This window comes from Nonomuraea sp. NPDC003707 (genome assembly GCF_053587055.1).
Map to the genome: position 1 here is coordinate 1 of NZ_JBSFNK010000086.1, position 19,583 is coordinate 19,583.

Below are 19,583 nucleotides of genomic sequence, written 5' to 3' on the forward strand. Positions count from 1 at the left end.
ATGGTCTTGTGGGCAATGGTCATCCTCATGGGACGACGACTCGCTCGATCCGCATCTCCCAAATCGACCTGACGATCAGTTTGTACACGGGCACTTAGAACAGGCTGAGCTGGCGGCGTTGCTGAGGGCGCGGCCTGACGTGCTGGTCGACCCGCAGTCCTCGTGTCTGCGGCATGTCGCCGTACGGCTGTGCCGCTTGGCTGGCGTCGAGCAGATCCTGGAGCGCTGTGATCTGGCCACGATGCAGGTGGCCGAGGCCCTGCAGGCGGCCACCGGACGGACGACCGACCGCGCCTACTACCCCCAGGGTGAGCCCGGCGTGAGCCCGCTCAGTCGCGTCCCCCTGATCGCGCTCACCGCCGTCCCGGCCGATGGTGCCGGCGAGGCGCTGGAGACCGTCCTGAGACGGCTGCGTGAGCAGGCGCTGGTTTGGCCCATCGGCGAGGGGATGCTGGCGGTCCATCCCGCGCTGGACTCGCTGGCCAGACGCCGCCGACAGCGCGGTGACTCGGCGGCCTCAACCCACATCGCGCTTCCAGCTCGGCCACGCCCGGCCACCGCGCTGGTCGCCGACTCCGGCCAGTTGGAGGCGGAGGCGGCCGCGACCGCGGCCACCAGCCTGGCGCACGTCAGCGCCTTGCTCAAGGCGCTGGCCGCTGCGCCGGTGCGCTGCATCGCCAAGGGCAGCGGCGGGGTGTCGCTGGCCGAGGTGCGCCGACTGGCCAACCAGGCTGGATACACGGCGGAGGCGGCGCGGCTGTGGCTGCACGTGGCTGCCGCGGCCGACCTGGTCCGGACCGAGCGCGTCTTCCGCTTCGACGACCAGCAGAGGCTGGCGCTCAACGCCGAGGTGTACCCGGAGTGGGCGGCGGCTCTGCCCGCCAGCCAGCTGACCGCTCTGATCGGTGCCTGGTGGCGGATGGAGACGCTGCCCGGCGGCCCGCGGCCGCCGCTGCTGATTCACCGTTACGGGCCGGACGTCCGCCCGCCCAGCACGCTGTCCAGCGACGCCCATCTGAAGGAGGCGCCGACGCTGCGACAGGCGGTGTTCGCCGCGCTGCGGCTGCTGCCGTCCGGGCACGCTGTCACCAGCGGGGACGACCTGGCCGGCCTGCTGCGGTGGGCGCGGCCGCGCTGGTTTCGGCCACTGGATGAGCAGACCCGTTTTTCCAGCCTGGACCATGACGACCGTCTGGCGCCGCAGGAGGTGCTTGCGGCGGTGCTGGCCGAGGCCGAGCGGCTCGGCTTGGTGGTGTGTGGCGCGCTGTCCCCGCTCGGTGACACGCTCGCCGTGGGCGGGCCCGGCGCGGTCGCCGAGCTGGCCGAGCGGATATGGCGGGTCACCACGACGGCGACGATCCAGGCCGACCATACCGTCCTCGTGGTTGGGCTACCCGCTCCCGGCCTGGTCACGCTGCTTGACAGCTGTGCCGATCTGGAATCGAGCGATCTGCATGCTCGGATCTGGCGGGTGAGCCCGGCCAGCGTACGGCGCTACCTCGATACCGGCGCGAGCGCCGAGGACCTGCTGACCGCCCTCGCCGGAGTCGCGCCGTTCGGCATCCCGCAGGTCATCCGCTATCTGATCAGCGATGCGGGGCGACGGTTCGGACACGTACGCGTCAGCGCGGGCATCTGCGTGGAGACGGTCGACGAGGCCACCGCCACGCAGATCCTGACCGATCCGGCGATGAACGGGCTACAGCCGCGCCGGATCGGGCCCACCGCGCTGGTGTGCGCCGGCGACGTGAAGACGGTCCTGGCCAGGCTCCGCGCCAGCGGGTACGCGCCTGTCGCCCAAACCGTTCACGGCGCTCCGGTGCAGTCCACTCCGCCCCCGGCCCCACCGTCGGCGCCGCTACCCGCCTCTCCTGGCGGCAAGATCGACCCACCCGCCCACGGAGACTCCACGCTCGACCAGACCGCGGCCGACGCTATCGACCGGCTCGCCGCCCTGATCGGCGACGAGGTTGAGCAGGAGCCGCCGCAGGGCGTGGCTGCGGACATCGCGGCGGCCGCTCCCATCCTGTCCGCCGATGACTGCCGGGCGCTGGCCGCTGCGGTAGCCGACCGGTCCCCGATCGTGATCGAGTACGGCGCATCGTCTGGCGCCGTGACGGCGACCATCCGTCGGCCTGGCCTTGAGCGACGCTACGGCACGTGGCGGCTGGTTTCTTTGCGTACCAACGGACAGCCCGACCATCGCAGCGACGTGCCGGTGGGCCTTTTGGAACGAGTGCTCACGCCGCCCAAGTCCTCTCGCACGAGGCGAGACAACGCGCGCAGGCAATGATCGTGATTGAGTGCGGCGCACCCGTACGACGCTTCGGGCGCGTCGGCGTGGGCCCTCGCTCCCGCTACTGGGATGCGTATGCGGGTAGTGCCCGCTCGGCGGCCGCTGTCAGGGCCGCGACCTGGCCGGCGGTGTACTGGCGCGGGCGGTGGGTGATCCACCCGTGCAAACGAGAGGCGCGCAAGATCGATGTGCCCTGCGCGTTGATCGCTCCCCAGCGGGGCAGGCGGGCCCCGTGCACGGCGATGACAGGGACGGCTTTGACGGGCTGCCCGGTGGCGCGGGACAACGCATCGCTGGCGGCTCGTGCTTCGAAGACCACTGGCCCAATGACTTTGTCGATGGGAGTACTGCCGACCCACAGGGTGCCGCTGCCGGGCCGGATGCTCGTCCGGCGGTGCCATTTCTTGGAGTCGACGACAAAGACGCCAGTCGGGCCGATGACCAGGTGGTCGATGTTGGCGCGGCTGCGCGGCAGGGCCCGGTCGTGCAGCACGGTGTAGCCGGCCAGCTCCAGGGATCGCAGGCGGCGGGCGGTGGCCCGCTCGCCAGCGGCGCCTTTGCGCCAGGCCGTTGTGGACGAGTGGCGACGCCAGTGGTGAACACCGTCCGCGACCGCGACAAGGGTGGCCGTGGCCACGGCGGCCTGCCAGCCGAGAAGCCACCACACCGTGACGCCAGTGATGAAGGACAGCGCGGCGCGAGGGGCCCATCGGTGCGGACGGGTGGCAGCCAGACGCGCACGATAGGTCGCTTGCGCTGAGGCACCTGCCTTCGATGTGCCCCCTGGTTGTGGGATGGTCACTGTGCACCTCCGGGGAACGAGCTCCCGTGTCCGACCCGCTACGGTACGCGTCGCGTCCGACAATCGCCTCTGCTTTACAGCCAGCGCAGCTCGTCCAGGACCGGCGCGAGGACAGCGGTGTCGTCGCGGCGTGGCCCGTCGGGGTGGTGGCCCTGGCCGCAGGGTCGCAGCCGTTGCTCGATCCGGGTGACAGCGTTCGGAAGCCAGCGGTCCAGGAACTCCGCGGCGTCGCTCGCGGTGGCCTCCTCCCACAGGTAGGCCGTCTTCCAGCAGCAATACAGCATCGACAGGTCTTCGATGACGTCCCAGTGGCGCATCCAGCACGGCAGGACCGCGCGCTGCGCGGACGGCCAGGCGAACAGCACCTGGGTCATCCAGTCGCCGAGCTCGGCGAGCCGGTCAGCCTTGTCGGCGTGCGGCATGGGCAGCCAAGACCACGGCCGCGGCGGCTCGGACTTGGCGGCTTGGCCCTTGGGCGCAGCGGCGGACAGGCTGGCCACGACGGCAGACAGCTGCTCCAGCTCGGCGGCGAGGTCAGCGATGATCTCGTCGTTGGCCTCCCCCGCGGCGCCCGGCCCGTCACCGGGCAGGCTGGTCACAGGTCGCCGCCGAGTTCGGCTGAGCCGCCATGCCAGGGCCGGGCCGGGCGCGCCTGGAGGTCGCCGGCTCGCGTGGTCGGCTGGCCGTCGACCGGCTTCTGGCCGGGCGGGCTGCCGGGATCACGAGGCGTGGGGTCCGGGTCCAGGCGCTGCAGCGGGAGGTAGCCGTCTTTGGCACGCCAGCGTTTGTAGTCCGCCCGCTGCCAGAGCTTTTCGATGCGGACGATGGTGGGCAGGGCGTTACGGCGCACGACCAAGGCCCGCCACGTGCGCAGCATCCGGGCCTCCTCCGGAGGCAGCACCGGCACCATCTCCCAGCGGCGGGTACGCATGCGCTTGCCGGAGCCGTCGACCGACGTCTCCCAGTACGGCAGGGCGATCTGGCCGCAGAGCTTCGACATGGTTTCGGTGTCGTCGGGGTCGCTGGTCGCGCCGAACAACATCTTTGATTTGCAGTTGTTCCAGATCGTCTTCGCACCGTGCTGACCCCACCGTTCTTCGAACTGACTCCAGGACTGACCACCGACCAGAAAGAAGAACCCGGATCCGGCGGCGGTGGCCAGCCATTTGGGTAGCTGGGTGATGGGACAGATCTCTGGGGCCTCGTCCAGAACGAAGGTGACGGGCGGGTCCAGGCGGCGGCCAGGTCGGCGGGAGGCGAGTTGGCGCGCCGTGTGGTGGATCTCGGCCACCAGCGCGCTGAACAGGATGGGCGTGGCTGGGCTGATGGCGTCCCCGGAGACCAGGTAGAGGGTTTCGCGGCGACGGATCAGGTCTTCCAGATCGAGGCCTTCGCCGGGTGGAGGGCACAGCGTCCAGGCGGTGGCCGGGTCGTCCATGCACTGCAGGACCTGGCGCAGGGTGAGGTAGATCGAGTCACGGGTGCGCACGTGCAGGGCGTAGTAGCGGCGCACCTGGGCGGCGGCGCGGTCGGTGTTGAGGCCGGGCCGGCGACGGCTCAGGATCGCCAGTGGGGCGGGGTCCTCATCCAGCGTCCAGGCGTCCACCTCGGCCATGCTCAAGCCCTCCAAGGCGGCAGCGTGCATCAGGGCGGCCAGCACCATGGCCGCCTGGTTGGTCCAAAAGCCCTGGTCGGACAGGCCGCCGGTGTCGGTGGCGGCCACCTTGTTCGCGGCCCGGCGGATCGCGGTGGCGGGGTCTTCGCACCCGTCCACGGGCGACCAGCGCACGTTGCCTTTCCACTCGCCGACCTGTTCGGGGTTGAACAGATGCACGCGGCTGCGCAGGCCCGCTGTTTGTTCCACGATGTCGTCGCGGACGCTGGTGACGATCACCGCGCCTGGGGCGTCGATGACCCTGCCCGCTAGGTGCGCGGTCTTGCCCTCCTTTTGTGGGGCGAGCGCGAGCAGGTTGTCCTCGAGGGTGGCGTAGACGCGCCAGGGGAAGAGCCAACCCTGGGCCCAGCCGAGGAACACGGCGATTTCACGGTGATGCACCACACGCCGGATCCACCAGGTGCGCAGGGAAGGGCGGGTCTGGCGGGCGACCTTGCGAGCGGCGGGCAGCCCGTAGTGCCGGTACAGCTCCAGGCGCCGGGCGAATCCCCGGCCCGGGTACATCCGCCACAGCAGCCGCCAGCGCAGCGCGAGCCCGTGGCGGCGGTGCGGGTCGCGCAGCCGGTCCACCAGGACGAGCGCGACCAGGACGATTGCGGCGAGCGCGACCGCGATGCCAGCCAGCGGCCATAGGTGGACGGCTCGCACCCCGGCGGCCGCGGTCAGCGGCCCGCCCGTCATCGGCCATCCTCGCGGGATTGCCCACGCTGGTGCGGCACGGGTCAGCCTTTCGGAGGGTCGTCGTGGCAGTCGCCCCAGGTCACGCACGTGGGTGAGGGCTGCGCGCCGGTGGTCGGATGCGCGCTGCCGCCGGGTGGTTCTTCGGGCCCGCCCGCGTGCCGGGTCCGGGTGCGGGTGGGCTTGGGGGCGATGGTCACCTTCTTGGTGACGGTCACCGTCGGCTTGGGAGATGGTTGCGGCGGGCGCGTGGGGAAGGGCCGGATCGTGGACCGTTGAGATGCCGGCGGAGAGGACGCGCGGGAGAGAGTAGGGGTCGGCGTCGTGCTCGGGGTGGGTGTGCGGCGTCCTGCTGGCGTCCGGGAAGAAGCGCGCGGGGTGGGGGTAGGCCACCAGGTGGTGGCGGGGTCTTGAACCGGGCGCCGTGACAGCGCCTGCTCTGGGGTGGGCGAGGCCAGGGGTTGAGCGGTCTGCTCGGTGGCGGAGGGGACGGCCAGCCACACCCCGATACCAGCGCAGGCGGCCAGCACGGCGATCGGCGCGATCATCCTCCAGGGGGCGCGCTCGGGCTCCGGGCCGTACCAGTCGTCGTCGTCCACGGGCATGCTGCCCGGCAGCGGGTTGTGGAGCCGGCGCCCGGCCACCGGCGAGGCGGGGCGATCGGGCGGGTCTGCCTCTGCGGCTGGTGAGGTCTGCCGGCCCGCCCCGTCCCGAGGGGCTTCCGCGGTGTCTTCCTCGACGGGGTAACCGCCGCCGACGTCGGCGAACCCGCGGGGGCCGTCGTAGTCGTCGTATGGGCTGCCAGCGGGCAGGTTCAGCGGGTCGTCAGGCCGCATCCGACTCACCTCTCAACAGCGACGCAGGCTCTCACCAGGGGTTTCCCTCCACGGGTCGGTCAGGTGAGGATGAAGATCTCGCTCGTTCCCTTGCCGAGTGCGGCGATGTCCTCGCTGACCCCCACGTCGACGGAGCTGGGGTCGAAGACCGCCGCGAGCCGGGCTCGCAGGCCCGTCAGCACGGTCCACGTCTGGTTGGCGGCCAGTCCGGCATCCAGGAGTCGGTACGTCTGGCCGCGGTCGGCGGCGTGGTGCCCCCACAAGGTGACGGTGGGCACGCCGAGCCCGATCGCGGAGCCGACGCGCGCGTCGATCTGCGCGGTGGCGGTGGCCTTGTCCCAGCCGGAGGTGTCGCCTTCGTGGGCCAGGCCGTACTCGCGTGAGCCGATCTGGGCCAGGGTGTCCCAGCCGAGCACCTTGATGCTCATCCACTGCGCTTGAGTGGCCATGGCAGGTGTGATCGACGTCGCCTTACGTGTCTTCGGGTCGGTCACTTGGTATTGGGCCAGGGCGCGGCCGAACAGCCCGCTGGCGATCTCTACGCGGTCCACGCCGGCGACCTTGAGATAGTGGTCGACGCGCTGTTTGCTGGCCAGCGGCGCCTTGGCGCGCATGGCCTCGATGCACGGCTGGGAGGAGCCGCAGCCGAGTTCTGGCACGACCACGCTGATGGCCAGGCGCTTGCCCGGCAGCGCGGTCCGCAGGGCGCTGGTGGCGCGAGCGAGGAAGGTGGTGACCTCCTGGTCGGAGGTGAAGCCGCTGTAGCCGAGGTTGTCGGCGAATTTGACGCCGACCACGCCGGGTTGCTTGGCGGCGGTGATGAGGGATCGCAGCGCGGCCTGGAATTGGGTGTCGCCCTCCTGGTAATCGTCTGCCAGGTTGCTTTCGACCCAGACGCGTAGCCGCGCGGTCTTGGCGGCGGCGATCGCGTCGGTGACAGGGCTGCCGCCTGGTGAGGTGGTGGCCGGCTCGCTGGAGTTGGTCGGGGACGTCGTCGGTTCGCTGGTCACCGTGGGCACCGCGGGTGCTGCGCTCTGAGCCGGGTCCTGGGTGGGGGTGGTGCCGGTCTCGGCCGGGTTGCCGTCCGGGGGGAGCGGCGCGAGGTCGGAGGCGTCGATGGTCGGATTCCCCGACGGGGTCGTGGTGGACGTAGCGGTCGCGGAGGCGGTGGGCGAAGAGGGGGCGGGCGAGGGGGTCGCGGTCGCACCGGCTGGTGGCGGCGTGTTGCGGACCACCTTCTTCTTGCCGTTGTAGCGCTCGTAGGTGGTCTTGCCGGTGGCGAGGTTCTTGCACTGATACCAGCCGCTGGGCAGCTGCTTGCAGAAGGTCTGCCCGCCCCTGCAGGTGGAGGTCTTGGACAGGTCGGTCTTCTGGTTGCAGCGCACGTACTGCACCGGCAAGGGCTGGGCGGCCTCCAGATTGGCGCCGCCGTCGGCCCCCCAGAACGCGGCCACCGCGGCGGCGTCCTGAGGCGGGGTCAGCCATCGGCACACCACGTACTGGGGGGTGTCGGCCGCCAGCATGTTGCGGCACGAGTCACCGCGTTTGGCGTCGACGGCCTGCTCGGTGCCGGAGTCGACCGGGTCGCCGGGGCCGCCGCCGGGGATCAGGCCAGGGTCGGCGACGGCGACGACAGGCACAAGAAGCACCAGGGCGATGATGGTCCCGGCGGCGGCGAAACGCCGCTCCCGCGGCGTGATGCTCGCGAAGAACTGTCTCATTGACGATTCCTTTGACATCGGCGGGTCAGCCGTTGGGGCAGTTCGACCAGTAGCCCTGGCGATCGCCGACATGGCCGACCGACCCGGTGGGTATCCAGTTGCCCTTGTCGGCCTCGACCGTCCAGGAGACCGACAAGGTCAGGGTGCCGCCGCCGTTCGTGGTGCCTGCGCTGGTGCGGCCGTCGCCGGTGGCGGTGCCGCTCCAGGCGATAGAGGCGGTGCCGGATTCGGTCGTGGGCGCGCACCCAGGCCGGGAGCGAGGCGCGGAGACGCTGACGCGGCTGCCGGAGACCGTGACGCTGCCCGATCCGGAGCCGGAGGTGACCTGGCAGCTGCCGCCGGCGCAGTCCAGCGCGAACGAGCCGGACCGGTCAGCGCCCAGCGACAGGGACGACGGGGACAGACTGGCCGTCGGAGGCGGCGGCTTAGGCAGTGCCCGGGTGGTGCTGGAAGCACTCGGACGGCGGGTGGGCCGGGGCGGATCCTGGGGACCGCCGCGCCTGGTGGGCCGGGCTTGGGAGTCACCCTGGCGGTTGTCGGGTGCCGTCTTGGCCGGACGCCCCGTCGGGCTGACCGAGCGCGAGGCCGGGAACCGCGTAGGGCGATGGGTCGGCGCGGCCGTGGTGGGCACGTTGGTCGGCCGATCGGTCGGTTGGCCGGTCGGCTGGTCCACGGGGGGATCAGGGGGATCTTCCGGAAGGGGGTCCAGCAGGGGCGGTTCGCTCAGCAACGTGATGGTGGCCGGGGCGGCCGCCGGAGCCACCGTCGCCGACGGCCGGGTGGGCTGCAGGGACGACCAGGCCGCGCCGGCGGCGAGCACGCTGGCCACCGCCGCGGCGATGATGACGCTGACCCGTACGGCGGGCAGAATCGGTCGTATTGACAGGCGGGCTTCGGGATCGGCCTCGTCATCGCGCCGCTCCCAGAACTCCTCGCTCTTGCGGCTGCGTCGCTCCCAGTCGCGAAACTCCTGCTCTTGCCCCGTGGAGGTCGCATCCTCGGCGGGGGGTGCGGCGTGCCGCGCGGGGGCGGGCCCGGGTGGCGGGGCCGGCGTGCCGTCCTGAGCGGGGAAACCGTCAGTGCGCCAGCTGGTGTCCGGGCCGAGCGGGTCAGCCACGGCCAGCCGGTCGACCATCGTGGCGGGAGCCGCGACGATCGGTACCTGCTGGAGCAGGACGTCGGCGGTGGCGGTGCGCGGCGCGGCTTGACAGGCGGGGCAGTCGGTGAGGTGCCGGATGATCTGCGCGCGGCGGCGCGGCGCCTGCGCGGCGACGGGCTCGGCGGTCAGGTCGGCCAGCTGAGCGCACCCGCCGTCGGCTGCGGCGACCCATGCCTCCAGTTGGTCGGCGGCCTCATCGAGGAGGCGCTCGATCTCGACCACGCCCGCGTCGAAGATCAGAGCGATCTCCACGTCGGTCAGGCCGTGCCGGACGGCCAGGTCCAGCACTTCGCGGTGCCATTCGGGCAGGGCGGCCAGCGCTTGGCCCACAGGCGAGTCAGCCTGGCCCGGCAAGGCCCAGACCCAGGCAAGCGAGGGGTTCGCGTCGGCCTCGGCGGTGCGGTGGGCGCGGGCCAGGGCATACAGCCAGGCGCGCAGGTGGTCGGGCTCGGCCAGCCGATCGGCGTGGTGATGGGCGCTGAGCAGCGCGCCGCACGCGGCCCGTTCGGCATGCTCGGCGGCGAGCTCGGTACGGCAGTAATCGAACAGAGCCGCGCCGTACGCCTGGCATACCTCGGCGATCGCCGCGCGAGCGTCGTCGGTCAGCGTTTGCCATGTCGTGTGCCGCGTCAACGGGGATCTCCCTTTCCTGTGCGGCGCGCCCGCTCGTGGGCGCACGCGGGCTCATGTCGGTGGGCAGGCGGGCTGAGGGGTGAGGCCGCATCAGGCGCGCAGCCGTTCAGCCACCTCGACGGCCCAGTACGTGAGGATCAGGTCGGCGCCCGCGCGTTTGATCGCGACCAGCGATTCGTTGATCATCCGCTCCCGGTCCACCCAGCCGTTGGCCGCGGCGGCCTCGACCATGGCGTACTCACCGCTCACCTGGTAGGCCGCCACCGGCACGTCCACCTCGTCGCGGACGCGGGTGATGATGTCGAGGTAGGCCAGCGCGGGCTTGACCATGACGGCGTCAGCGCCCTGTGCGAGGTCGAGCCGAACCTCGTGCAGCGCCTCGCTCTGCTGCCGGGCGGGGTCTTGCTGGTGGGTGCTGCGGTCGCCGAACCGCGGCGCGCACTCGGCGGCATCGCGGAAGGGCCCGTAGAGGGCGGAGGCGTACTTGGCGGAGTAGGCCAAGATCGGGATGTTCGCGTAGCCGGCCCCGTCCAGCGCCGTGCGGATCGCGGCGACCTGGCCGTCCATCATCCCGCTCGGCGCCACCATCTGCGATCCAGCGGCGGCCTGGGCGACGGCGATGGCGGCGTAGCGCTCCAGCGTGGCGTCGTTGTCGATGTCGCCGTCGCGGCCCCGTACGCCAGCATGGCCGTCGTCGGTGAATTCGTCGAGGTTGACGTCGCTCATGGGCACGATGGCGTTGCCGATTTCGGCGTTGACGTCACGCAACGCCACCTGAACGATCCCGTCGGGATCGTCGGCGGCCGAGCCTCGCGCGTCCTTCACTGAGGGGATCCCGAACAGCATGATCCCGCCGACGCCTGCCTCCGCCGCCTCGTACGCGGCCTTGCGCAGCGAATCGCGCGTGTGCCGGACAACGCCCGGCATCGAGGCCACCGGCTGCGGCTCGGCGATGCCCTCCTTAACGAACATGGGCAGGATCAGGTCGGCGGCGTGCAACCGGGTGCCCGCCACCATCCGGCGCACGGCGGGGCTGCGCCGCAGCCGCCGCGGCCGGGCGATGAGAAAGTCAGTGCTCATGTGCCTCTCCTTCTGGCTTTGGCACCCCGGTGGTTCGGTGAGGGCTTGCGTGGCGTGTCGCTCGCTCGATGTGCTCAACCACGGCCAGTGGTGCCCGCCGCCTGCTCGGGCGGGCGGCGATGGGCAGGGCACGCACCCGGCACAGATGCTCGGCCGTGGCGATGGCCAGTCCACCGGGATCGATCACATGGTGTTCGCTCAGCCAGAGCGTCAATTCGTCAGCGTCGAGGCCGGCCAGCATGGGATTGGCGTCGATCTCTGCCTGCATGTGGGCGAGCTCGAAGTCCGCCAGATTGTGAATGCCGAGATGGACCAGCAGTTCGTTGGCGATGCCTTCGGCTGGAACGACCCACCCCGCTCCGGCAGCCGCCACCCGGACCGCTGCTGCCGCGTAGGCCGCCCGAAAAGGATCGAAATCTTCGGCCAGCGCACGCTTGATGATGTCCGGGCCGTTGTCGATGACGTGGTAGGCGGCCACATGCGCGCCAGCGGCGCGGAGGTTGGCGCAGATGGCCTCCTGAAGCTCGGGGATGAAGCCGACCAGGCCCAGGTCCTCTTCTTCCCTCCCAGCGAGCCACCCGACCACCTGGCTGTAGCCGACGACCGGGATGCTCACCCGTTCGCGAGCCGTCAACAGGCCAGGGTCCTGTCCAGCAGCAGTGATCCATGCGTCGCAGTCATCGCGTTCGGCGGCCACCGCGCTATCGGCGAAGAAGTCGCCGAACAGTTGTCGGATCTCGGGGTAGCGAACGAGGTGCTCGGGCAAGTCGGCGCCGTAGGTCTGGGGTGGCAGCGTATGGATTTCGACGGTGGCGTGCGGGGCGATGGTGGCCACGTGCTCGGCATACATCTTGTCCAGCAGCGGCGAGCGGCCCTCGACGGCGTGCTTTTGCAGCCAGATGCGCATAGTGAAGCTGCCTAGGGGGTTGGGATCGGGTGGGGGACGGTGTCGAGGAGTGAGGCCCGAGCCAGCCAGACGCGCGTGGCGGCCGAGTCGGCCGCGATGGCGCGTTGGTGAGCCACGGTGGCCTGGAGACGGCTCGCGTCGTCGTCTTGGACGCCGGCCACGCGTGCTTCACTCCGGGGGATGATCTTGTCGAGCATGATCTTGCGGCGGCGTGCCGCCCAGCCTTCGAGCGCCGCGGCGCTGGCACCGCCGTCCAGCACCGCGGCGAGCACGCGGCCGAGTTCGATGGCGTCGTGGATGCCGGCGTTCATGTTGAGCCCACCGGCGGTGGAGGTCAGGTGCGCGGCGTCGCCGGCGAACAGGACCCGGCCGCGCCTGAAGGACGGGACAACTCCGCGGGCGAGCCGGTAGGTGTGCGCGTCGACGACCCGGATGCGCTGCTGGCGCAGCGGCAGCGCCCGGCGGACGAGCGTGGCCACGATAGACGGAGACGGGGAGGTCTCGAGCGGGACGCGGAAGACCAGGCGCCAGTGGTCGCGTAGCTGGAGCAGGCTGCACGATTGCTGCACGTCGCGCACGTAGGTGAGCGGTGCCAGGCCTGGCAGCCAGTCCTGCAGCGGCGAGGTGGTCAAGACGCGCAGCGCTTGCGTCGGGTAGACCGATCGGGGGAACGGCAGCCCCAGCAAGGTCCGCACCGTGCTGTGCGCGCCGTCGGCCGCGACCACGTAGGTGCCTTCCTCCCAGGTGCTGCCGGTGCGCACCCGGACGGTTGACCCGTCATCGGTGATCTCGCTGACGCACGCGCCGAATCGCACCTCCGCTTCTGGGAAGGCGCCGAGTGCCGACACCAGCAGCGGGGTGAGCAGGGACTGGTCGGCGTGCAGGCGGAAGGGATGCCGGGTGAGGCCGGTCAGCTTGTCCAGGTGCATTTCGGCCAGCACGGTGCCGGACCGGTCACGCCACTGCATCCGGTCGACCACGTGTCCGCTGGACATCAGATCGTCGGCCAGGCCCAGCTCATCCAGCAGATCGAGGGTGGCCGGGTGGAAGGTGCAGGCGCGGGAGCGGCAATTGAGGCCGCCGTCGCGCTCCAGCACCGTCACCGGTACACCCGCTCGGGCCAGGACGAGCGCGGCGGTCAGCCCGACGGGGCCGGCGCCGACCACGATCACCCGCTGGCGTGCGGGGCCGGTCGTGGGGCGGGTCATGGGGTCAGTCCTTGGTCGAGGAGGCGGCGCAGCGCCCATGGCAGCCGTTCCGGCACGATCGGGCCTGACTGGCAGGCCAGCCACCAGGCGCCGGCGATGTTGGAGCTCAGCAGCACGCGCTGGTTGCCCGCGCCCAGCAGCGGCAGCGCCTGCAAGGTGGCCATCCCGGTGCCGGTGCACAGCACCACGGCGTCGTCGGGGAGGGTGGCCCGTTCGATCTGGGCGAGGAGGTCGCTGGTGCTCACCCGGTAGGGTTCGTGCGTCCCGTCCGCGGCCTGGACGCTCACCACCCGCAAGCGCCGTATGCCTGCCCGGCGCCAGTAGACGCGGGCGTGTTCGGTGAGCCAGTGCTTGTAGGGGGAAATCAGCACCAGGTCGTCGACGCCGAGTTGTCGCAAGACGTGCCGGGTGGCCAGGGTGGAGGTCCCCACGGCCAGGCCGTAGGTGGAGCTCAACTTGGCGCACGTGGCCTCGTCCTGCTCGGGGCCGAGTAGATACTGCGATCCGCTGCAGGCCACCATCAGGCTGTCCAGGGTCAGGCTCCCGAACGTGCCGATCATGTCCGGGACGAGGTCGGTGTAGGCGGCCAGCCGATCAGCCAGAGGCCAGCCGGGAAGAGGTGGGAATCGGGTGGTGTGGACGGCGCATGTCCCTCGAAGCAGGTCGCTCGTCTCGGGTTCTGCCGAGGGATTGGCGCAGGGCACGATCAGCCCGACCCGTCCGTGCGGGTGGCGCTGGTCGACCGGCGGCTGCTGGATGGTGCCGGTGGCATGTGTCACCGGGTCTCCTCCCCTTGGCCGACATCGAGGGCGAACAGTGTGGTCAGGGCGGTCGCGAAGTCCTCACCGCGGACGGATCCGGCGTGGTCGCCGAGCCGGGTGATGGCGGGGTTGAGCAACGCCAGCGTCACGCGCTGGAGGGTCGCGGCGAGGTCGGCGCGTGCCTGCGACGGCAGCTGCGCGCGGGCGTCCAGGCGGCCGAGCTCGGCGGCGATGATGCGCTCGGCTTTGCGGAAGAGAGCCGCGGCCACGTCGGGCGCGCCGACGGTGGCAAGGGCTCCAGAGGCGAAGGTGGGTGGGGTCATCAGCAGCCCGTCCACATGGCCGCGTCGATGGCCTTGTGCCGTGCGGCTCGCTGGCATTCGGTGGCGGTGGCCTGGTGGATCGTCACGTGGACCTGCTCCTGGGCGATGCCGAGGAGCGTGGCGGTGGTCGCGCGGAGGGCTCGCTGGTGGTCATCGAGGTCGTCGTCGTTGATCCACCGCTGGGTGTCGGCGCGGATGTCGGCGGTGATGAGCATGTGCTCCTCTTGCTGGTCCTTCTGCGGCAGGGGGGTCGGAGGTAAGGGGCATCTGGCCGGCACCGGTCGAGCGGCTGGGGTGTACGGCACAGGGGCCGGGTGCCTCATCGGGCCCGCCCGGGGGTGGGAGTGGAGGCACGATCGTTGAGCCACCAGGCCACCTGCGTGGCCATGATGTGCAGCAGCAGGGGCCGCCGATGCGCTGAGGCCGGCCAGTCGGAGAGCACGGTCAGGTCGGCCGGTCGGCGGATGACGACGCCGGTGCACCCGTGCCCGGCGGCGATCTGCGTGAGGTCGGGACTCGCTCGCGTCGCCTCACCATCGGGATCGACGGTGGGGCGGGCGGTGCTGGCCGGGTCGCGCTGGTCATAGACGGCGATCAGCAGCGGCAGGCGCAGCCGGGCCGCGGTCTCCAGCTCGGCGGCCGCTGTCAGGACCGCGTCGACGTCGAGCGCGGCCACGACCAGGCGATCCGGTCTGGCCAGCGCCGCGCCGATGCCGCTGGCCAGACCGAGTCCTAGTGGGGCCAGGAGGCAGCCGTCAGCGTCCGGCACTCGCAGGTAGCTGATGGGGTAACCCAGGATGGCGGTGGGCTCGGCGATGAGTGTGCGCTCGGCTGGCAGGATCGTGTCCAGCACCATGGACACGGTGCGCGGGTCGACGCGGTCGTCCAGCTCCAGCAGCGGCTGGTAGCCGATGTCATGCCAGCTGGCTTGGGCGGCGATTCGGTCGCGGACCGGCTCGGTGCGGAAACCGGTCTGCTGGCCAGTTCGCTGGCCGCCTTGCTGGCTGGGCATCACCTGCTGGATGGCTTGGGCGGTGCGCTCGGCATCACCGGCCACGCCCAGATCGATCGACTGGTGTAGGCCGAGCGCGGCCGGGTTGATGTCGATCTGCACCAGGTCGGCCTCCTCGGCGAGCAAGGTGCCGTATCGGGTGGTCCAGGCATCCAGCGAGCACCCCCAGCTGACCACCACGTCGGCGGCCGCCAGCAGGTCGGCCATGTCCGGGGTGGCCAGCATGCCCGCGATACCGATGTGCCAGGGGTTGTCCCGGAACAGGCCGTGCGCGGCGGCGCTCGTGGCCAGCAGCGCGCCCGCCTGCTCGGCGAGGCTCTCGATCGCCTCGGCCGCGCGGATCCCTCCGCGGCCGACGATGAACACCGGCCGCACGGCGCGGCCGAGCAGCGCGGCGAGCTCTTCCACGGCGGACGGGTCGGCGACCGGCATGGCCCGCAGCCCCAGCACCGGCTCCGCACGGTCGGCCAGGGGCGCGAGCGCGCCGTGCTGCTCGTCGAGAGCGATGCGCACCAGCACCGGCCGCTGATGCTCGGCTGCGGCGCGGGCGGCATCCGCCAGGACGGTGCGCGCCTGGCGCAGATCAGGAAGATCGTGCACCAAGACGCCGGCCTCGCTCAGCAACGCTGTCTCGGTGAGCGCGAGGGTGCCTGGATGCGGAAGGCGGCGTGTCAGGGGGGCGAGCACGAGCAGCGGAGTGCGGCTCGTGGCGGCGTCGACGATGCCGGGTAGCGCGGCGCTCAGCCCAGTGTCCGGGTTGAGCAGCAGCGCCGTGAGATGAGTGCTGATTCGGGCGTGGGCCACCGCCATGGCGGCCGCGCCGTCGGCGTGCCGCGCGCCGATGAACCGTACCTGGTCGCGATCGAGGGCATCGGCGAGGTGGGGGCCGTCACTGGCGGCGGTGCCGAACAGGGTTCGCACCCCGAGCTCGGCCAGGACCGCCCCGATCGCCGCGAACGGGCCGTGCTGGTGGCGGGTCATCGCGACCCGTTTCCGGAGCCGGCCTGGTCCAGGGTGTTGAGCACGGCGTCGATCTCGGTGATGCCCCGGCGAGCGTAGGCGTGGATGGCGCGCAGCCGTTCCATCGAGCGGATGTCGGTGGTGCGCAGCAGCGGCAGCGTGTCGACGCGGCCGTCCCACCCCGGGGCGGCGGCCGTCATGGCGTTGCCGCTCTCGTCCGGGTAGGGCATGAGGTAGCGGGGTCGGCGCGATGCCGGAGTGTCGGTGACCGTCATGTCAGGCGGCTCCTTCCTGCGGGAACAAGGACGAGGATGGGGAGGGGGGCACAGCGGGGTCGGCGGCCCTGGGGGTGGCGCGGGCCGGAGCAGGGGCGGTCGTGGTGGAGCTGGTCAGCGCGGCCAGCTCGGTCTCGGCCGCGCGGGCGATCGCCTCCAGGCGGGCGCGCTGGCGCTGCAGCACGTCGCGCAGCCGCGCCACATCCTGCGGCGTCCCCACAGCGGGGTCTGCCGCCGGTTGTGCTGGTGCGGCCGCGCTCGCCCGGCGGGCGCGGACCCGCTGGATCGTGCGCACCAGCGCGCACGCGGTCAGCAGCAACGCCATCACGACGCAGCCGACCAGGATGTCGCGGTACCCCGCCCCGGGCCGCTGTCCGGTGCCGGCCAGATACGCGATGGCGATGGCGGGCCCGATGGCGGCGCCGAGCATGCGCCCGGTGGTGATCGCCCCGACGGCGGCCCCGTAGTGGGCCGGATCGACGTCGGCCGTGCCCGCGATCGAGGCCGCGGTGGACACCAGGCCGAAGCCGACGCCCAGCACGGCCAACCCGATGAGGCTGCCCCACGGTGCGCGCGGGGTCGCGAACACGATCAAGAAGCCGACCGCGCTGACGTAGGCGCCGGCGTACATCGTCGCGGAGATGCCCAGGCGGCGGATCAGCCGGGAGGCCAGCAGGCTGCTCACGATGAGCGTGGCCGACATGGGCGCCAGCGCCAGGCCGACGCCGGTCACGCTCATCCCCCTCTCACGCAGCACCAGCGGGGCCAAGGTCAGGCCCGGGTAGGCCACCATCCCGTACAGCAACGACGTGACCAGGCCCCACCGGAACCCGGGATAGCGCCACAGCACCTGATCGATCGCACCGGCCGGATGACGGCCAGAGCGAGCCAGGGCCAGCCAGAAGCCGCCCAGGGCCACGGCCACGGCGGCCGCCGTGGCGAGCGAGCTCCAGCCCCACCGGCCGCCGAAGGAGATGACCAGGACCAGCGCGGTGGTCGCCGCCACTAGGGCGGTCATCCCGAGCAGGTCCGGCATCACCCGCTGCGCCGCCCGCGACCGGGGCAGAGCCGCGACCAGCAGGAGCAATGCGAGCGCCGCCAGGGCGAGCGGCAGGTACAGCGCCCGCCATCCGTGGCCGTCCAGCATCGGGCCGCCCAGCGCGTGCATGAGCAGCCCGCCCGATCCGGTGGCCGAGCCCCACAACGCCACGGCGCCCCGGCGCTTCTGTTCCCCGACGTGCCCGAGCAGCAGTCCCAGCGCCGAGGGCAGCATCAGCGCCGTCCCCACTCCTTGAACCAGGCGCCCGGCCAACACCACGGGCCAGACGGGACCGAACACCATGGCCAGCGCGCCCGCAGCAAACAGCGCCAGGCCAACAGCGAGAACGGCACGTCGACCCAGGAGGTCGGCCAGGCGCCCGGCGCTTACCAGCAGTGCGGCGACGGCCGCGAGGTTCACCGTGGTCAGCAGGCTTACCTCGGTGAACGGCACTGCCTGCGTGATGGGATCCTGCCTGAGGAGCGGCAGGGCCATGGTGATGGCCATGGTGTCGGCCATCACGATGGCGATCACGGCGGCTGTGGTGGTCTTGAGCAGGCCCAGCGATGGGCGGCGGTGGCCTGGAGCCGGCTCCGGCGTCGCGGTCGACGACGTTCGTTGCCGCGCCCGGGCCGCGGGTGTGGCGCGTTCATGCCGGGGCGTCGTTATGACCATCGGGGGCTCGTTCCGGTCGCCGGGCCGGGTGGGGTGGCGACGCTGGCGGCGATCACTCGTTCGGTCAGGCCGGCGGGAGGGCCTCCGTCCACGATGGGCAGCGGGTTGCCGACTTGGTGTGCGTCGGCGGCCAGCAGCTGGTGGGCGCGCAGCCACGGCCGGGCCGCCTCCAGCACCTGCCGTTGGGCCAGCCGGACCGCGCCCGTGCCGGTGACGTGGCGGCAGGTCGCGGCCGCCAGCATCCGCCCGTACACCAGGTGCTCCGCGCATGCCTGAGCGACCTTGGCTTCAAGCCCGATGACCTGGGCCAGCAGCAGCTGCTGGTCGGCCAGGGCGGAGGTGCGTTCCCAACCGTCCAGGGCGGCCAGCTGGGCTGGCCAGCGCAGTTGCCGGCGCAGGTGGGCGCATGTGGCCGCGACGATGTCCGCGTCCGTTTGGCGATCGCGCTGGCCGAGCAGGTGCGTGGCGTAGCCGATGGCCTGCCGCGCCGTGGCCCACACGTCGGCCAGTCGGCCTTGCAAGGCACCACGCAGCAGGCGTGCCCGGTGCGTCAGGCATCGCGAGCTCCACCCCAGGGCCCAAACCCGCTCCTGGTCTGCCTCGGCGTGCAAGCCCACCTGGGTCAGGCTGCGGGCCATGCGCTGGTGCAGCACCCAGGCGGCGCTCGTTCCGGCGGTGTCGGCCGCATCCGTCCACACCTGCACACCGTCTTGCGCGAGCCACCCTGCGCTGATGTTCACCTCGGCAGGTACCACGTCAGCGCAGAGGCTGACGATCGCCAACCGTGCCCGCTCCATGGGCGCGCGGTGGCCCGCTACTGCATCATGGTCTTCCCATAAACGCAAAGGATCGAGATCCATCTCCGGAGTCACCTCCCAGAAGTGCTTCGGGTGTGCACGAGCATCGAACGGTGATCTTCCGGCGTTCGACCCATAAATACTGTTTAAGTGACTGCTCCTGTGTCAACTGTCATTTTCTTTATCAGTCATCACAGAAGTGCGACATGCTCGCCAATTTGCCATAAACGCAAAACATGCGGGTGCTGTGCACCGAAGGCAGGGCGATCAGGATGAGCGTCGAACACTGTCGAGGGAACGGGCGCAGAAAGGCGCGACAGCATGACGACTATGACGGCCCACGCGGAGGGGGAGTCACGGGATCGGGCGTCGGTGCTCGGGTGCTGACCTTGTCGCCGCCCAGATCAAGCGTGTTCCCGCGTCACCCGCCTGCATCGGCCGGGGGCGGGCAGGCGGGTTCAACCCCGTGTCGGCGTGCTGCGGGCCGCTGTCGGCCTGCCTGCCGGTTACGTGGGGTTGGGCTGGTGCGCAACGACGCCGGCGGACGGTGGCATGAGGGGTGGGCACACCTCGTGTTCAGGCCGGAGCCTGGCCCATCCGCCCTGCTCCGGCACGTGGGGTGGAGGCTAGGCGGTCACGGGAAGGCGTTGAGGGCGGTAGCTGAGGGCGTCATCCGTCCACAGCACCTCATCCAGGGCTATCGCGGGCCGCAATTCGGGCAGGCGCGTCACCAAGGCGCTGAGGGC

Annotated in this window: 17 protein-coding genes; 1 reads left to right on the forward strand and 16 read right to left on the reverse strand. The window is 71.5% G+C overall.

Annotated features, from left to right (window positions below; all coding sequences use genetic code 11):
• Positions 1-118 precede the first annotated feature (118 nt).
• Positions 119-2,293, forward strand: coding sequence for a helicase-associated domain-containing protein (locus tag ACWDRB_RS66495; RefSeq protein WP_449912504.1), 2,175 nt, complete (start codon positions 119-121; stop codon positions 2,291-2,293).
• Positions 2,294-2,357: 64 nt separating this feature from the next.
• On the opposite strand, the gene ACWDRB_RS66500 is transcribed toward ACWDRB_RS66495, so the two are convergent.
• The 16 genes from ACWDRB_RS66500 to ACWDRB_RS66575 all read right to left on the reverse strand — a co-directional run bounded on the left by ACWDRB_RS66500 (position 2,358) and on the right by ACWDRB_RS66575 (position 18,738).
• Positions 2,358-3,098: a nuclease-related domain-containing protein gene (locus tag ACWDRB_RS66500; RefSeq protein ID WP_449912506.1), complete on the reverse strand. Its 741-nt coding sequence runs from the start codon at positions 3,096-3,098 to the stop codon at positions 2,358-2,360.
• Positions 3,099-3,172: 74 nt separating this feature from the next.
• Entirely contained in the window at positions 3,173-3,697 is a 525-nt protein-coding gene (locus ACWDRB_RS66505; RefSeq protein WP_449912507.1) for a hypothetical protein, read from the reverse strand.
• Positions 3,694-5,454: a type IV secretory system conjugative DNA transfer family protein gene (locus tag ACWDRB_RS66510; protein WP_449912508.1), complete on the reverse strand. Its 1,761-nt coding sequence runs from the start codon at positions 5,452-5,454 to the stop codon at positions 3,694-3,696. The genes ACWDRB_RS66505 and ACWDRB_RS66510 overlap by 4 nt, the downstream gene beginning before the upstream one ends.
• Before the next feature lie 41 nt (positions 5,455-5,495).
• A complete protein-coding gene (locus ACWDRB_RS66515; RefSeq protein ID WP_449912509.1) occupies positions 5,496-6,287 on the reverse strand; it encodes a hypothetical protein in 792 nt (263 codons plus the stop codon).
• A gap of 59 nt (positions 6,288-6,346) precedes the next feature.
• Positions 6,347-8,008, reverse strand: coding sequence for a hypothetical protein (locus ACWDRB_RS66520; RefSeq protein WP_449912511.1), 1,662 nt, complete (start codon positions 8,006-8,008; stop codon positions 6,347-6,349).
• A gap of 25 nt (positions 8,009-8,033) precedes the next feature.
• Entirely contained in the window at positions 8,034-9,800 is a 1,767-nt protein-coding gene (locus tag ACWDRB_RS66525; protein ID WP_449912512.1) for a hypothetical protein, read from the reverse strand.
• 90 nt (positions 9,801-9,890) lie between these two features.
• Complete coding sequence (gene hemB, locus ACWDRB_RS66530) at positions 9,891-10,880, reverse strand: porphobilinogen synthase (protein WP_449912514.1); 990 nt, start codon at positions 10,878-10,880, stop codon at positions 9,891-9,893.
• The gene (locus ACWDRB_RS66535) at positions 10,870-11,787 is read right to left on the reverse strand and encodes a hypothetical protein (RefSeq protein ID WP_449912515.1); all 918 of its coding nucleotides are present in this window, start codon (positions 11,785-11,787) and stop codon (positions 10,870-10,872) included. Before ACWDRB_RS66535 ends, hemB begins: the two co-directional genes overlap by 11 nt.
• Positions 11,788-11,798: 11 nt before the next feature.
• On the reverse strand, positions 11,799-12,995 hold the full coding sequence (locus ACWDRB_RS66540) for an FAD-dependent oxidoreductase (protein WP_449912517.1): 1,197 nt from the start codon (positions 12,993-12,995) through the stop codon (positions 11,799-11,801).
• Positions 12,992-13,774 carry a maleate cis-trans isomerase family protein gene (locus ACWDRB_RS66545; RefSeq protein ID WP_449912519.1) on the reverse strand — a complete coding sequence of 261 codons (783 nt, stop codon included), beginning with the start codon at positions 13,772-13,774 and terminating at the stop codon, positions 12,992-12,994. Before ACWDRB_RS66545 ends, ACWDRB_RS66540 begins: the two co-directional genes overlap by 4 nt.
• Positions 13,771-14,079: a hypothetical protein gene (locus tag ACWDRB_RS66550; protein ID WP_449912521.1), complete on the reverse strand. Its 309-nt coding sequence runs from the start codon at positions 14,077-14,079 to the stop codon at positions 13,771-13,773. Before ACWDRB_RS66550 ends, ACWDRB_RS66545 begins: the two co-directional genes overlap by 4 nt.
• Positions 14,079-14,294 carry a hypothetical protein gene (locus ACWDRB_RS66555; protein ID WP_449912522.1) on the reverse strand — a complete coding sequence of 72 codons (216 nt, stop codon included), beginning with the start codon at positions 14,292-14,294 and terminating at the stop codon, positions 14,079-14,081. Before ACWDRB_RS66555 ends, ACWDRB_RS66550 begins: the two co-directional genes overlap by 1 nt.
• Before the next feature lie 104 nt (positions 14,295-14,398).
• Positions 14,399-16,072 (reverse strand): thiamine pyrophosphate-binding protein, encoded by a 1,674-nt coding sequence (locus ACWDRB_RS66560; RefSeq protein WP_449912524.1) that lies wholly within the window; start codon positions 16,070-16,072, stop codon positions 14,399-14,401.
• A complete protein-coding gene (locus ACWDRB_RS66565) occupies positions 16,069-16,326 on the reverse strand; it encodes a hypothetical protein (protein ID WP_449912526.1) in 258 nt (85 codons plus the stop codon). Before ACWDRB_RS66565 ends, ACWDRB_RS66560 begins: the two co-directional genes overlap by 4 nt.
• A gap of 1 nt (position 16,327) precedes the next feature.
• Positions 16,328-18,040 carry an MFS transporter gene (locus ACWDRB_RS66570; RefSeq protein WP_449912527.1) on the reverse strand — a complete coding sequence of 571 codons (1,713 nt, stop codon included), beginning with the start codon at positions 18,038-18,040 and terminating at the stop codon, positions 16,328-16,330.
• Positions 18,031-18,738: a hypothetical protein gene (locus ACWDRB_RS66575; protein WP_449912529.1), complete on the reverse strand. Its 708-nt coding sequence runs from the start codon at positions 18,736-18,738 to the stop codon at positions 18,031-18,033. The genes ACWDRB_RS66570 and ACWDRB_RS66575 overlap by 10 nt, the downstream gene beginning before the upstream one ends.
• Positions 18,739-19,583 lie beyond the last annotated feature (845 nt).

Excerpts from the sequence above, each read along its gene's own strand:
- ACWDRB_RS66510 (WP_449912508.1), bottom strand. The coding sequence starts at position 5,454 with ATGACGGGCGGGCCGCTGACCGCGGCCGCCGGGGTGCGAGCCGTCCAC.
- ACWDRB_RS66515 (WP_449912509.1), bottom strand. The coding sequence starts at position 6,287 with ATGCGGCCTGACGACCCGCTGAACCTGCCCGCTGGCAGCCCATACGAC.
- ACWDRB_RS66520 (WP_449912511.1), bottom strand. The coding sequence starts at position 8,008 with ATGAGACAGTTCTTCGCGAGCATCACGCCGCGGGAGCGGCGTTTCGCC.
- hemB (WP_449912514.1), bottom strand. The coding sequence starts at position 10,880 with ATGAGCACTGACTTTCTCATCGCCCGGCCGCGGCGGCTGCGGCGCAGC.
- ACWDRB_RS66535 (WP_449912515.1), bottom strand. The coding sequence starts at position 11,787 with ATGCGCATCTGGCTGCAAAAGCACGCCGTCGAGGGCCGCTCGCCGCTG.
- ACWDRB_RS66540 (WP_449912517.1), bottom strand. The coding sequence starts at position 12,995 with ATGACCCGCCCCACGACCGGCCCCGCACGCCAGCGGGTGATCGTGGTC.
- ACWDRB_RS66550 (WP_449912521.1), bottom strand. The coding sequence starts at position 14,079 with ATGACCCCACCCACCTTCGCCTCTGGAGCCCTTGCCACCGTCGGCGCG.
- ACWDRB_RS66555 (WP_449912522.1), bottom strand. The coding sequence starts at position 14,294 with ATGCTCATCACCGCCGACATCCGCGCCGACACCCAGCGGTGGATCAAC.
- ACWDRB_RS66560 (WP_449912524.1), bottom strand. The coding sequence starts at position 16,072 with ATGACCCGCCACCAGCACGGCCCGTTCGCGGCGATCGGGGCGGTCCTG.
- ACWDRB_RS66565 (WP_449912526.1), bottom strand. The coding sequence starts at position 16,326 with ATGACGGTCACCGACACTCCGGCATCGCGCCGACCCCGCTACCTCATG.
- ACWDRB_RS66570 (WP_449912527.1), bottom strand. The coding sequence starts at position 18,040 with ATGGTCATAACGACGCCCCGGCATGAACGCGCCACACCCGCGGCCCGG.